A 14083-nucleotide genomic window follows, 5' to 3' on the forward strand; every position below is an offset into this window, starting at 1 on the left:
GGGTGATGTCGATTGTTTCTCAGCCACAATGAATATGATTAAAACATCGTATTTGGTGATATGGGTGATCTTTTCTTGGCCGTCTTTTAAATAGCAGCGGACGGATACACGGGTATGACAAAGTACTCCACAGGGGGTGTCAGCTCCAACGATGAGGGGAGCTGCGAGCTGTGCGGTGCCGAGGGTCGTTCGCTGCAGACCGAGCGGGTAGCTGGTGCGCAGCTCGCTATCTGTTCTGAATGTCGAACGCGCCACGCAGAGGGTGGAAAAAAAGCACGAGATCGTGACGAATATGGACACGAAACGGGGACGCGTGATCCAGACGAAGATGACCGACAACAGCGAGCAGTTCGTAACACCGCTCGGATGAACGACGCTCAAAAGAGAGATTCAAAACACTGGGAAGATGGTGCAGACTACGAGCGAGATCCGCTTCCGTATCTCGTCCGTGGGTACGGTGATCGTCTCGCCAACGCACGGGCGGCTATCGATCTTGGAACCGCTGAACTCGCGGGCGAACTCGACGTCGATGAAGCCGACATCATCGCCATCGAACGAGGCCGAGCCACCAGTGCCGACGTCGGCGGCTCGCTCATTACCGCGATCGAAGAACGACTCGATATCACGCTATCGGACGATAGCTGAAACGCAAATCCGAATTCAAATCAAGGCTGATTCTTCGCTCGAAGCGCAGCGTGCGTCGCCGGAGCCAGCAGTACTGTCCGCCTCCTGCTAACCCTGTGAGCCTGAGTCTTTTGTTCGTCGGTGGCTAGATGTCGGTCGATGACAACACCAGCAGCGACCGATCCGGAGACGACCCGCTTTGAGGCAACTGTCGAGCAAACCGATGCGGGTCTCGTTCTCGATCACAGCTATTTCTATCCGGAAGGAGGTGGGCAACCCGCAGACAGGGGTACCATCGCCGGTGTTCCTGTTCTCGACGTTCAAAAGCGAGACGGACAGATCGTTCACAGTATCGAAAAAGCAGAGACCGCGTCGATCGAGGTGGGGGCAACCGTCGAATGTGCTATCGACGAGCGTTTTCGGGCCTACTGTCGCCGTGCCCACACAGCAAGTCACGTGCTCTATGGTGCTGGACGGCGTCTTCTCTCGGATCTCGGATACGGTGGCTTCGGTATCACCGACGAGAAAGTTCGCGTTGACTTCTCGACGACCACCACTATCGATGACGACATCCTTTGTGATATCGAGCAACGTGTCAACGAAGTCGTTTGGGAATCGCGCCCCGTACAATGGGAAGAACTCCCGCGAGAGGAGGCACTCGCTCACGAGACAATCGCCTTCAACACGAAAACGGAGGACGGAATCGCGGGAACAGACCGCATTCGTGTCGTGACTGTCGACAGCGCGGGTCACGAACAATCGGAGCCGTGGGACGTGGCTGCCTGTGGTGGAACACACGTCCAAAATACGCGCGAGATCGGTCCTGTGACGGTTCTTGAACGGTCGAATCCTGGTGAGGGACTCACCCGGGTCGAGTTTGCGGTTGGCCCTGCTGGTATCGAACGCCGATCGACCGAAAAGCGCGTCGCACTCGATGGAGCACGACTGCTGGAGACGAACGTCTCTGCTGTGCCGGATGCTATTGATCGATTGCAAACAGAACGAGACGACTACTCGAACGAGTTGGCGTCCCTCAGAGAACGACTCGTCGACGCCCGTCTTGACGAACTCAGCGAAAACACGGTCGAACGCGACGGACAGACGTGGCTCATCGGTACCGTTGAGGGGCTCGACGCGAACGGACTCGCAGAGCGGGCACAGACGCTCGCTGGCGAGACCGCAGACGTAGTCGCACTCGTCAACGGGAGTCAGCTCGCCGTCGGCACCAGCGACACCGATACGGCGGACGCAGGCAGCATCATCGAAAGTGTCACAGACGAGTTCGGCGGTGGTGGTGGCGGAAGTCCGATTGTCGCACAGGGCGGCGGACTCGGTGGCAATCCAGAGGATATAGTCGCGTACCTCCGAGCAGATCATCCCGAGGCGCTCAACTAGAACCACAACCGCAACAAGAACGGGTAATTTTTGCGCCAGCGCATCGACGAGCGGACATGGAGCTCAACTCTGAACAGCAGGCCATTCGTGATCTTGTCCACGAGTTCGCCGTCGAGGAGATCCAGCCGATCGCCCGTGAGGCAGACGAGACCGAGCAGTTTCCGGAGGAGATTTGGGATGGTCTCTCTGATCTCGATCTCACTGGGTTAACAGTACCAGAGCAGTACGGTGGGTTCGACGCCGATCCGGTCACGTACAGCATTGTCAACGAGCAACTCGCGTACGGGATGCTCGCGGTGGCGACTGCTCTTTCAGTCCACTGTCTCGCTACCTCCTGTATTGCAGCGTTTGGATCCGATGAGCAGAAAGAACGCTGGCTCCCTGAAATGGTCGCAGGACGACCAGTCGGTGCATTCGCCTTATCGGAGACGAGTGCGGGATCGAACCCAGCGCAGATGCAAACGACCGCAGAGCGCGAGGGTGATACGTACGTCATCAACGGCGATAAACAGTGGATCACCAACGGCGAGCGCTCTGGCGTGATCATTCTTTTTGCAAAGACCGCCCCAGCGGAGATCACACAGTTTGTCGTCCCGAGCGACGCTGACGGGCTATCGGTCGGCAAGAAAGAGGACAAACTCGGTCTACGAGCGAGCGATACAACATCACTCTCGTTCGACGACGTGCGTATTCCTGTTGAAAACCGCCTCACAGACGAGGGAGATGGCCTGAGTGCAGCGTTGTCGATTCTCACTGGCGGACGAATCGCGATCGCCTCACAGGCAGTCGGTCTCGCACAATCGGCGCTCGATCAAACGATCGAATACGTCACAGAACGCGAACAGTTCGGCTCTCCACTCAGTGATATTCAGGCTGTCAGGCACAAAATTGCGGACATGCACGCAACGACGCAGACAGGACGGATGCTTGCACGCGATGCAGCACAGAATAAAAAGATGGAATCACCGGAGACCTCAATCGCGGCGAGCACGGCAAAGTACCGCGCAAGTGAGGGTGCGATGGATGTGACAAACGAAGCTGTTCAACTCCATGGCGGGTACGGCTATACGACAGACTTCGATGTCGAACGACTCTATCGTGACGCAAAGATCACGACCATCTACGAGGGAACGACCCAGATCCAAAAAACGATCATCGCACGCGAACTGCTGGATTGAACGTGCAGAACCAAACGCATGAAAGTGCGGAGAGCACCACATACCGGATATCATATTTACTAGTGAGAATATAGATAACTCGTGACCGAGTACGACGCTATCGTCTACGATCTCGACGGGACCCTCGTCCATCTCGACGTGGATTGGGATGAAGTCGCACAGGACGGTGCAACTTTCCTTGAGTCAAAGGGTGTCGATGCTGACGGTGTGGATCTCTGGGCCATGCTTGAGATGGCAGCAGAGATCGGTGAGCGTGACGCTATCGAAGGAATCATCAGCGAGTATGAATGTCGCGGTGCCGAGCAGTCGACCCGTCTCCCGACTGCGGATGATCTCCCACAGATGGTTCCCGTCGCAGTGTGTTCGCTCAACTGCGAACAGGCCTGTCGGCTTGCGCTCGAACAACACGACATCGCGGAGTACGTCGAGGTCGTCATTGGACGGGACACGGTTCCCACGGAAAAGCCGGACCCCGAACCGCTCCTCACGGCCGTTCAGAGACTCGGTGTTGATCCTGACCGATCGCTCTTCATCGGTGACTCAGAACGGGACGAGTTGACCGCACAACGAGCCGGAACGGCATATCGATACGTCTGACGGACTCTCCCTGACCCCTACTTTTCGGTGCGTTGGCTCTCTTATAGCGGTCATCAGCACTGTAGTACTCTGATAGGGAACGAACAGTACGCGTATCCATGTACACAGGCCGTATCGGATCGATCAATCATTGCAGGCAGGGCACGACGCAACGCACAGCAAATCAGTGTGCGAAACCGTCTCCCACCGTACTCGTTCAGAAGTCGCCGACTGTCTAAACGGGAGGACATGAGTACGAATATCCACCAATAGAACCTAACAGTATCGTATAATGGATCCAATTGGCCTCTGTTCGGGAGAGACAGTCACTGTATATCCAATTTCGAGAACATCAGACTACACCTGGGTGCGGCGGGCGTAGAGAAAGACAGAGACAGCAGTGATGATCCAAACAACAGCCCCAACGCGAATAGCAAAGAGTACTCGTTCCATCCACGTTTCGAGCGCTGGAACCCCAAACGAGAGCACGGCGACTACGGGTGCGCCAACAACGATCGTGAGGACGAAGGTGACCTGCATCACCCAGCCGTAATCAACGTCCTCAGGAGACGTGGTCTCGATGTGCTCTGGCACGCCTCCATCTTCGAGCGGGCGTGATTAAACCTACCCGTTTGGTCCGTCGCTTGTCGGCGAGAGTGAAAATATCAGTACACCTGTATATTCAGAGAGTGACACTCCATAACATGGTAAACTGAGCACCACGAAGGACACAGTATGACTGCCGACGAAAATCACGACTTCGATCCGGAAGCTCCTGAAGAGCGGGAAATCGGCAGGGAGATGGTCGATAAAAGCGTTGGTCTCGGTTCAGTCGTTGCCCACTTCTATCGAGGAGAGATGAGTCGTGTCACGGCGTGGCGCCAACGGCTCGATGAAACGATCAACTGGGCAGTAACGGTTCTTTCAGCGATACTCGTCTACGCGTTCTCTACAGAAGGGAGACACGAAATTCTCCTCGCTGGGATAGTCGTTGTCACAATTTTCTTGGGACTCGAAGCGCGTCGCTACCAGGACTACGATGTCTTTCGGGCCCGAGCGCGTCTGCTACAAGAGAATCTGTTTGCAAACGCACTCGATCCGTCCCAAGGCGTTGAGCATCGTGATTGGCGTCGTCAACTCAGCGAAGATTATCGTAATCCGACGACCAAAGTACCACTCCTCGAAGCAATCGCACGACGCTTACGGCGAGTGTATCTCCCGTTTCTCACACTGTTAGTTTTAGCTTGGTTGTTCAAAATCACGGCTTTTTCCTCACAGTCGTGGACCGAAGGAGCCGCAGTCGGGAAGATACCGGGAACAGTCGTCATCGGCATTGTCTTTGGCTACTACATCGTAGCCATCGCAGTTGCGTTCTGGCCACGAGAACGCAAGGCGAAGGGTGAATTCAGCAAACAAGAGTACGGCGAATGGAAAGACGAAAACTAACAATTTCAATACAACTCACTTGCTCACCGAGCAGTTCGGATCGAACGCGTTTACCCGACGGAAAATCCACTATCGTTCATGCCGTCTGTGACAGAGATTCGTTCGAAGGCTGGTTCCGAGCCGATAACGATGCTCACAGCATACGATGCGCCGACCGCTCGTCTTGTTGATGACGCCGGAATGGATATTATTCTCGTCGGTGACAGTATGGGAAACGCTGTCCTCGGCCACGAGTCAACGCTTCCAGTCACTGTCGAAGAGACTGAAAGCCATACGGCTGCAGTTGCCCGTGCCGTCGAAGACGCGCTCGTTGTTGCCGACATGCCGTTTCTCTCTTTCGGGAAAGATATGAGTGAAAGTATTCACAACTGCGGGCGGATGCTCAAAGAAGCCGACGCCGACGCTGTCAAACTCGAATCCGGGCCGCACACTATTGATCTCACGGAACGGCTCACTCAACTGGGGATTCCCGTCATGGCACACCTCGGACTCACACCACAGCGGGTGAACGAACTCGGCGGATACACTCGTCAGGGAACGACTGAGGATGCAGCCCAAGAAATCATCGATCTCGCACGTGCCCACGAGGAAGCCGGTGCGTTTTCGCTCATACTCGAACACGTCCCTGCAAACCTCGCGGCGCACGTCACCGACGAACTCGATATCCCGACAATCGGCATCGGAGCCGGCCCCGACTGTGATGGTCAGGTGCTTGTCTTCCACGACGCCGTCGGACTGAGTGACTGGACACCGCCGTTTGCAACGACGTTTGGCGACGTCAAGGGCGAAATCGAAAACGCACTCGATAAGTACGTCGATGCAGTCGAGACAGGAACGTTCCCCGCCGAAGAACACAGCCATACCGAGGAAACACTAGACGAATTGTACTGATCTCAGTGCAGAGAGCGATACGCTCGATAGCACGTACTCGTTAGTGTCTGCCCGTTCTCGATAGTCATCAAATTCTACAGCAGTCCCAGACTACACTGACGTCAAAAAGGAATTGACCGAGTTATTCCACCGTTCGGGCTGTTCGAGCATTGAAAGATGTGCCGCATCAGCGACCGTCATCTGCTCGCACGTCGGTATCTCCTCTGCGAGATATGAGTGAAAGGACGGGGGCGTGAGCTGGTCGTACTCGCCCGTGATTGCGAGACAGGGAACTTCGACAGTATCGAGCTGCTGGCGCACGTCGAACGCAGCACAACTCATGAAATCACGATGGATTACCTCTCGTCCAGCCTCGTGCAGCGACGCTTTCGAGGCCTGACGATCGTCCTCACTTGCGTCGTGAAACAGCATATCTGCTCCGTGGAGGAACTCGGCGACACCTTCGAGATCATCCCTGAGCAGATCACGCAACTCGTCTGTCACGCCGAGTTTTGCGCCCGTTCCACAGAGAACCATTGCCTCGGGCTCAATATCCCGCTCGATGAGGAGGTGAAGGACGACGGCCCCGCCAAGGGAATTACCAACCAGCACGCCCGCATCGACCTCGCGTGCGACAGCGTATACGTCGTCTGCGTACGCATCGAGCGTCTCACGACCCGGATCGGTGTCGATGTCATCGCTCTCGCCGTGACCGCTCAAATCGAGTGCAACAGCAGGCCGAACGTTTTCACGGCGGCCGTACTGATGAACCCATACCTCGTGTGATCCACCACTCCCATGCACGTACACCACTGGTGGAGCATCGTTTCCAAAATCGGTCCGACGATACGTCGTCTCACGACCGTCGTGACAGACGTTCTGCATACCAGAACTACGTCGACTGTCGTATAAATCTCCGTATTGTTCAGCCGTGTAAATCTGGAACCACAATTCGACCGATATTCCAAATATCAACACCGTCCTGCGATTTTAATAGAAAGGTTTATATAGAATAGTAACTAACTTAGAGTTAGCATGAACGAGCAACAGCGGTTCACTGAACAGGGAGGGTTCATCACTCGGTACGACTACGATGATGAAACTGTGCTCGTAGCGGACATCGGTTTGAGTACTGAGGCGTCGATCGACGTTGTCGATGACACAGCCATAGTCGTCATCGGTGATGAGCAGTACGAGTTCGATGTGCCTGCGGGTGACGCGCAAGCGTTTATCAAAAACGGGATCGTCACTATCGAGGTAGAGCGATGAAACTCACCGTCAAACCCCTTAAACAGAAGGATGCTGGACGAGGACTCGCGGCGATCGACCGCACGGTGATGGCCGAGCTTGACCTCGAAAATGGCGATTATATCGTTATCAGCGCGAGCGACGGTCGTGCCGTCGCGCGCGTCTGGCCGGGCTACCCGGAAGACGAAGGGAATGAAATCATCCGAATCGATGGCCGACTCCGTCAAGAAGCTGATGTTGGTATCGACGACAGCGTAACTGTCGAGAAAGCGGATGTCAAACCCGCCAAGAGCGTCACGGTGGCACTCCCACAGACGCTCAGAATCCGTGGGAACGTCGGCTCACTCATTCGTGATCAGCTCAGTGGGCAAGCTGTCACGAAGGGCCAGACAGTTCCGATTTCGTTCGGACTCGGTCCGTTGTCTAGCATGTCTGGTCAGCGAATACCGTTGAAGATCGCAAGCACGTCTCCGAGCGGAACGGTCGTGATCACTGATTCGACGGAGATGCAGGTGAGTGAGAAGCCTGCCGAACAGATCGTCTCTGGTGGTTCGAGCGACCGGGAAACACCCAATGTCGCCTACGAGGATATAGGCGGTCTCGACGAGGAACTCGAACAGGTCCGGGAGATGATCGAACTCCCGATGCGTCATCCGGAGCTGTTCCGACAACTCGGCATCGAGCCGCCCAAAGGTGTGCTCTTGCACGGTCCGCCCGGGACCGGGAAGACGCTCATGGCCAAGGCGGTGGCCAACGAAATTGATGCGTACTTCACCAACATTTCCGGACCGGAGATCATGTCGAAGTTCTACGGGGAAAGCGAAGAACAGCTTCGGGAGATCTTCGAGGATGCATCGGAGAACGCCCCGGCTATTGTCTTCATTGACGAGCTCGACGCCATCGCGCCAAAGCGTGGCGAGACAACGGGCGATGTCGAACGGCGGGTCGTCGCCCAACTCCTCTCGTTAATGGACGGACTCGAAGAGCGCGGACAAGTGACTGTCATCGGTGCAACGAACCGCGTCGATGCGCTTGATCCCGCACTCCGTCGCGGTGGTCGCTTCGATCGAGAGATTGAGGTCGGTGTCCCCGACCGAGAGGGCCGCATGGAAATTCTGCAGGTCCACACCCGCGGAATGCCGCTCACTGACGACATTGACCTCGAAACGTACGCAGAAAACACGCATGGATTCGTGGGTGCCGACCTCGAATCGTTGGCGAAAGAGTCAGCGATGACTGCACTGCGGCGTATCCGTCCTGATCTCGATCTCGAAAGCGAAGAGATCGACAGTGAAATACTCGAATCCCTTCGCGTAACCGACGCCGACTTCCGAGACGCGCTCAAGGGTATCGAACCTTCGGCGCTCCGGGAAGTCTTTGTCGAAGTACCGGATGTCACGTGGGAGGACGTAGGCGGACTCGGAGAGACCAAAGACCGACTCCGGGAGACGATCCAGTGGCCAATCGACTTCCCAGAAGTCTTCACGGCAATGGATATGTCGCCCGCAAAGGGAGTTCTCCTGTATGGACCGCCGGGAACAGGAAAGACGCTGCTCGCAAAGGCTATCGCCAGCGAAGCAAACAGCAATTTCATCTCGATCAAGGGTCCCGAGTTGCTGAACAAATACGTTGGTGAGTCCGAGAAAGGCGTCCGCGACGTCTTCTCGAAAGCCCGCGAGAACGCTCCCACCGTGGTCTTCTTCGACGAGATCGACTCAATCGCGGGCGAACGGGGCCAGCGCATGGGTGATTCCGGTGTCGGTGAGCGCGTCGTTTCACAGCTACTCACCGAACTCGACGGTGTCGAGGATCTCGATGATGTGGTTATCATCGCCGCGACCAACCGGCCGGATCTCATCGACAACGCACTGCTCAGACCGGGGCGTCTCGACCGACACGTCCACGTTCCCGTCCCCGATGAGGAGGCTCGCCGGGCGATCTTCGACGTCCACACGAAGAACAAACCCCTCGCTGACAACGTCGACCTCGATCGACTCGCACAGCAGAGTGAGGGCTACGTCGGAGCCGACATCGAGGCAGTCACACGCGAAGCCTCAATGATCGCCACCCGAGAGTTCATCGACAGCGTCGATCCCGAGGATATCGACGGCTCGGTTGACAACGTTCGTGTCACAATGGATCACTTCGAACAGGCGCTCGATGAAGTCAGGCCGAGCGTCACAGAAGAAATCCGCGAGCGCTACGACAATATCGAAGAACAGTTCGGACGTGGCGGCGAACCGGGCAATCAAGAGCAAGTCAGCAGGACGTTCCAGTAATCGCCTTTTGCTCTTTTGCTCTTTTGTAGCTCTCTCGGCTCGAACGTCACGCTTCAGTGATTCACATTCTGTGAATGCGTACTGAATGATCGTTACTGTTTGTTTACTACGCTGTGATGATATGGCCAACTGTAACTGATGTGGGGTGTTATGCGTCGTAGATGACGGTCGAAGTGGTAGACGAGTTCGATTCGGAACACGTTTCTGAACTGGTGCAGCTGTACGACCAGTACCACTGGTGGGACGATCGTACGTCTGATACTATTCGACGGATGATCGAGCACACGGACGTACTTGTTGGACTTCGTGATACCAGATCAAAAGAGCTCGTCGCTGCTGGGCGCGTGCTCACGGATTTCGTCTACTACGCTAAGATCTACGATGTAATTGTGACTGAAACACACCGTGGCGACGGACTCGGGAAAAAGCTCGTCACAGCGATCGTGGGTCATCCAGTGCTCGATTCGGTGTCCGCTCTGACGCTCGATTGTCGTTCTGGATTGATTCCCTTCTACGAGAAGTGTGGCTTCACACAACACGAAAAGCGTATCAATTTCGAGGAAAGGACGGAGGAAATAGTACCAATGGTGTATCGAACCGAGTAATCAGTCCGTAATAACCTTCTGAACGAGTTCTACTGGCGTCGCGTCGTAGGCCGGGTTCTCGATAGCGAATCCTTCTGCGGGTTCACGCATGACCTCACTCGCCGAACGGTACTCGTTTTCGAAGACGAAGCCGTCTTCGATGATCTTCGCTCCGGATCCAACGACCATTACGGACACGTCAAGCTGGGCTGCTGTCGCGGCGATTGGAAAGGTTCCGATGCGATTGTACAATGTATCGCCAACGATGCAGTCCATCCCGAACACGACGCGATCGCACTCCGAAAGGACGTGTCCACTGGCACTGTCGGCGATGAGGTGTGGTTCGATGCGATCCATGGCGGCGAGCACACGGGCGGTTTTGCGTCCAAGATAGCGTGGGCGTGCTTCTGTAACATAAACTGTCATATGGACGCCGTTGCTAGCTGCAAGCTCGATGGCTTCAAGCACGGTAGAGGAATAATCGTGCGTGAGGATTGTCATTCCGTTTTCGAGCCATTCAGCACCATTCTCGGCCGCGTGTCGTTTCGCGGTTTCAACCTGCTCGATGACAGATTCAACTGTCTCCATCGTGAGCTGTTTCGCCTGCTCGACAGTTTCTGGGTCGGCTTCGGTGACTGTGTCGATGATGGTCCGTTGAGTGGTATAGAGCGTGGCGTGCGAGGAATTTGCGCGTCTGAGAGCGTTACTGTTACGTTCGAGATCCCGAATATACTCCTCAACCGTCGCGGCCTCACGCTCGGTGATCGTAGCGATCGCTCTGGCTGCTTTGATAGCAACGACCGACGAGCTATGGGTCTGCATTTCGCGGATCTCTTCAATGGTCTCATCTATCATACTTATTACGACACTCGTTCCCGGCAAAGAACTTCTGGCCACGAGGGTCCTACCTAACTCACAAACGACTCCCGGACAAGCCCGGTGAAGTTATATCGGTTCCGGCGCTAGCGGGTGCAGTGAGTGTTAACGTTGACAGTCGTACCGTCCGCCCCGGTCACGACACCTACGTGACTGAAGCGTGGGAGCTCAAAGAGCGCATCCGCCGAGAAGAAGGCGTCCTCCAACAACGAAAGGGATTTTTCACCGACGCGTACCGTCGGTCGACGATCTACTGTTTCATCGCTGAAGGAAGTTCAGAGACGCTCATCGGATTTGCTGCTACTCGCCGCGACGGCTACATCCTCTTTCTTGCCGTCTCCCCCGACTTCCGTGGCGACGGCTTTGGCAAACGACTCGTTGCGACGGTCGCAGAGAACTACAGCGGCGTCACTTGTCATGCTCGAACGACGAATGAGAGCGCACTCGCGTTCTACAAACACCTCGGATTCGAGATCGATCGACGGGTGAGTAGTTACTACGAAGACGGTGGCGACGCCTACTACCTCCGGCTCGGTGATAACGGAATCACGAGTAAAATTTCGCGGTTTATGGGATTCTGAGCTTCAGGTCCATCTACAGCTTGATCGGCTTCTCCGTGTGAGCTGCTCTTCTGTGCGATGCTCTACTGATAAGAAGGGAGTCGGTTGGTGATGTCTCCGCGTTGCTTTGACTACAGGTCTGTTGATGTGTGCCAGAATGCGTGGGATTCTTGACGGCGAACGTCGAACGTCAGGCAGCATGAACCAGCGCACGCGCGAGTATCTTCAAGGGCGGTTCGGCGACCACTATCGTCGTTCCGAAATCACGCTACCGCCTGCAGCGGACAAGCGCGAGTGGGGCTATATTCCGTTCACAGCGGGAGCAGGGACCACGATGGTCCGGCATAAGGCGCTGATCGATCTTGGCGATCTTTCGTCATTTCTGGCGCGAAAGCGTCCCCGTCACGTCTACTTCTCTGCGGGGCGATACAACGATCCCGGCACGCGATCGATGGAGGAGAAAGGGTGGCACGAATCCGATCTCGTGTTCGATCTCGATGGCGACCATCTCCCGGGTGTCGATCCTGAGACGGATTCGTACGCCCAGATGCTCCACTCCTGTAAGGACGCCCTGCTTCGGTTGCTAGATTTCCTGACGAACGATTTTGGATTCGGACCCGAAAACACATCGATCGTATTTTCCGGTGGGCGGGGATACCACGTCCACGTTCGAGACGAAAGCGTTCGGACACTCGATCGAGCGGCGCGCCGTGAGATCGTCGAATACGTTCTCGGAGACGGTCTCGATAGCCTCGATCGTCTCACACAAACCGAGACAGTCGCTGGAATGGGTGTGAAAAACCCAGTCGAAAAACGTAGTCTTCAGACGGACGGTGGCTGGGGAGAACGCGTTCACACCCGACTCGTGGAACTCACAGACGAGGTGCGGGCAATGGACGAATCCGACGGTCTCGATCACCTCCGCGAATTCGACGGTATTGGTGAGAAGGGTGCCACGAAACTGTACGAAGCAATGGACGAGCGCTACGACGAACTGAAGAGCGGCAATCTCGAAGCGGCAGGCCAGTATACAACAACGCTCACACGCCTGCTATTCGAACGAGTCGTACGTGAGGAGTCAGCGCCGATCGACGAACCCGTGACGACTGATATCAATCGTCTCATTCGCCTTCCTGGGAGTCTCCACGGCGGAAGCGGACTCGTCGTGACCGCACTTGCACACGATGACGTCGAAGCGTTCGATCCGCTCACAGATGCGGTTGCAGACACGTTTAGAGATCACAAAATAATGATTGAAAGTGAAACAGATCAACAGGTCGAACTAGATGGGGAAAAACATAATATCTCAGCGGGCCACTGTTCTGTGCGGGAGTCAGTCGGCGTGTTCCTCATGGTCCGGGGACGCGCTGAGAAGGCACCAGAATGAATCTCGACGAACTCCAGTCCGTTCAAAGCCGTGAGCGTCAGATAGATAGCCTCCAGCAGCTGCGCGATTCGTTTTACGAAGAAGCGGGGCGCTTCATTCGCCAGCTGCGCGAGGAGCGCGAACACGTCGCCGCCAACGCCGACGATCCGTTCGACTCGTCCGACGTTCAGCGACTGTCGGATGAAATCAAAACCGCAGAGCAGACCGTCGAGGCGGTCTACGAGCGACGCATAGGAAAGCTGGTCAAACAAGCAAGCCTCGAAGCCGCCGGAATGGCCGCTGATGTGGAGGGACTTACCAAGGAAGAACGAAAAGCGTTCAACAGTCTCGTTTCGACCATCGAGGACAACAGAACGCACGTCCTCGATGACGTGCTCGCAAGCGAGCGAAGCGAAGAAGACGTACGCAACACCAGTCCAGAATCAACGAGAGTCACAGGGTCCCCAGATACACCACTGCAAGAACACAACCAATCATCTACAAAGGACGCAGAACAAACAGATCAGAACGAACGTTCGAATCAACGTACTGCGTCCAATTCGTCCACTCATACCGACGCTGATCCTAGCTCACTTGAGGAAGACACACCCACCCGCACGGACCCTGAGGACGATTCTGCTGAACCTGCCTCCGAATCTCCACAGCGTGCGGGAGACGGTCCTACTGTCAGCGCTGCCGACGTGATGGGAGATGGTGGCGAAACAGTCACACAATCAGATCAAGCAATTCCACCCGACGTACCACCCGAGGATTCACAAGCAGTACCGGTTCACGAACGAACGTCTGCTGGTCCTGAACGAGAGAACAAGCCCGACCAAACGACTAGCACGCCTACGTCTACTGGTGTGGACGCAGAGACTGTGGATTCGGACGCTGGTAATGACGCCACAGCTAGTTCGTCGATTGATCGGGCGACGGTTCGAATCACGCGTGACGTAGGGGAGATTCTGTGCGTCGACAATCGGGCGTATAATCTGTCGGAAAATGACGTCGTTACGCTTCCGAAAACGAACGTGGGACCGCTCCTCGAACACGATGCAGCAGTACGACTCGACTAACA

General features: G+C 55.7%; 15 protein-coding genes. 12 read left to right on the forward strand and 3 right to left on the reverse strand.

The genetic code is table 11. From position 1 onward, the window contains the following. The first annotated feature begins 114 nt into the window (after positions 1 to 114). The 4 genes from MW898_RS03220 (at position 115) to MW898_RS03235 (ending at position 3794) form a co-directional block, all read left to right on the forward strand. Entirely contained in the window at positions 115 to 645 is a 531-nt protein-coding gene (locus MW898_RS03220) for a helix-turn-helix domain-containing protein (RefSeq protein ID WP_248904504.1), read from the forward strand. Between the two features lie 138 nt (positions 646 to 783). Then, positions 784 to 2019: an alanyl-tRNA editing protein gene (locus MW898_RS03225; protein WP_248904505.1), complete on the forward strand. Its 1236-nt coding sequence runs from the start codon at positions 784 to 786 to the stop codon at positions 2017 to 2019. 56 nt (positions 2020 to 2075) lie between these two features. Then, positions 2076 to 3197 (forward strand): acyl-CoA dehydrogenase family protein, encoded by a 1122-nt coding sequence (locus tag MW898_RS03230; protein WP_248904506.1) that lies wholly within the window; start codon positions 2076 to 2078, stop codon positions 3195 to 3197. 81 nt (positions 3198 to 3278) lie between these two features. Further along, a complete protein-coding gene (locus tag MW898_RS03235) occupies positions 3279 to 3794 on the forward strand; it encodes an HAD family hydrolase (protein ID WP_248904507.1) in 516 nt (171 codons plus the stop codon). A gap of 336 nt (positions 3795 to 4130) precedes the next feature. On the opposite strand, the gene MW898_RS03240 is transcribed toward MW898_RS03235, so the two are convergent. Then, complete coding sequence (locus MW898_RS03240; protein ID WP_248904508.1) at positions 4131 to 4367, reverse strand: DUF5822 domain-containing protein; 237 nt, start codon at positions 4365 to 4367, stop codon at positions 4131 to 4133. A 141-nt stretch (positions 4368 to 4508) separates the two neighbouring features. Between MW898_RS03240 and MW898_RS03245 the strand changes: the two genes are divergently transcribed. Further along, a complete protein-coding gene (locus MW898_RS03245; protein WP_248904511.1) occupies positions 4509 to 5219 on the forward strand; it encodes a DUF2270 domain-containing protein in 711 nt (236 codons plus the stop codon). 78 nt (positions 5220 to 5297) lie between these two features. Next, a complete protein-coding gene (gene panB, locus MW898_RS03250; RefSeq protein ID WP_248904513.1) occupies positions 5298 to 6110 on the forward strand; it encodes a 3-methyl-2-oxobutanoate hydroxymethyltransferase in 813 nt (270 codons plus the stop codon). A gap of 90 nt (positions 6111 to 6200) precedes the next feature. On the opposite strand, the gene MW898_RS03255 is transcribed toward panB, so the two are convergent. Continuing rightward, positions 6201 to 6974 carry an alpha/beta fold hydrolase gene (locus tag MW898_RS03255; RefSeq protein WP_248904516.1) on the reverse strand — a complete coding sequence of 258 codons (774 nt, stop codon included), beginning with the start codon at positions 6972 to 6974 and terminating at the stop codon, positions 6201 to 6203. A gap of 150 nt (positions 6975 to 7124) precedes the next feature. On the opposite strand from MW898_RS03255, the gene MW898_RS03260 reads away from it, so the two are divergent. The 3 genes from MW898_RS03260 to MW898_RS03270 all read left to right on the forward strand — a co-directional run bounded on the left by MW898_RS03260 (position 7125) and on the right by MW898_RS03270 (position 10221). Further along, positions 7125 to 7358 (forward strand): DUF7127 family protein, encoded by a 234-nt coding sequence (locus MW898_RS03260; RefSeq protein WP_248904518.1) that lies wholly within the window; start codon positions 7125 to 7127, stop codon positions 7356 to 7358. Beyond that, entirely contained in the window at positions 7355 to 9616 is a 2262-nt protein-coding gene (locus MW898_RS03265; protein WP_248904519.1) for a CDC48 family AAA ATPase, read from the forward strand. Before MW898_RS03260 ends, MW898_RS03265 begins: the two co-directional genes overlap by 4 nt. Positions 9617 to 9777: 161 nt before the next feature. Further along, positions 9778 to 10221: a GNAT family N-acetyltransferase gene (locus MW898_RS03270; protein ID WP_248904522.1), complete on the forward strand. Its 444-nt coding sequence runs from the start codon at positions 9778 to 9780 to the stop codon at positions 10219 to 10221. Here the strand turns inward: MW898_RS03270 and MW898_RS03275 are convergent, their stop codons facing one another. After that, positions 10222 to 11055, reverse strand: a complete 834-nt coding sequence (locus MW898_RS03275) for an eIF2B alpha/beta/delta subunit family protein (RefSeq protein WP_248904523.1) — start codon at positions 11053 to 11055, stop codon at positions 10222 to 10224. Positions 11056 to 11174: 119 nt separating this feature from the next. On the opposite strand from MW898_RS03275, the gene MW898_RS03280 reads away from it, so the two are divergent. From MW898_RS03280 to MW898_RS03290, 3 genes are all read left to right on the forward strand, one after another. Beyond that, positions 11175 to 11657, forward strand: a complete 483-nt coding sequence (locus MW898_RS03280; RefSeq protein ID WP_248904525.1) for a GNAT family N-acetyltransferase — start codon at positions 11175 to 11177, stop codon at positions 11655 to 11657. 178 nt (positions 11658 to 11835) lie between these two features. After that, positions 11836 to 13023, forward strand: coding sequence for a DNA primase small subunit PriS (priS, locus tag MW898_RS03285; protein ID WP_248904527.1), 1188 nt, complete (start codon positions 11836 to 11838; stop codon positions 13021 to 13023). Then, complete coding sequence (locus MW898_RS03290; protein WP_248904529.1) at positions 13020 to 14081, forward strand: hypothetical protein; 1062 nt, start codon at positions 13020 to 13022, stop codon at positions 14079 to 14081. Before priS ends, MW898_RS03290 begins: the two co-directional genes overlap by 4 nt. The last annotated feature ends 2 nt before the right edge of the window (positions 14082 to 14083 follow it).

This window comes from Halocatena marina, assembly GCF_023276375.1.
GTDB lineage: Archaea > Halobacteriota > Halobacteria > Halobacteriales > Haloarculaceae > Halocatena > Halocatena marina.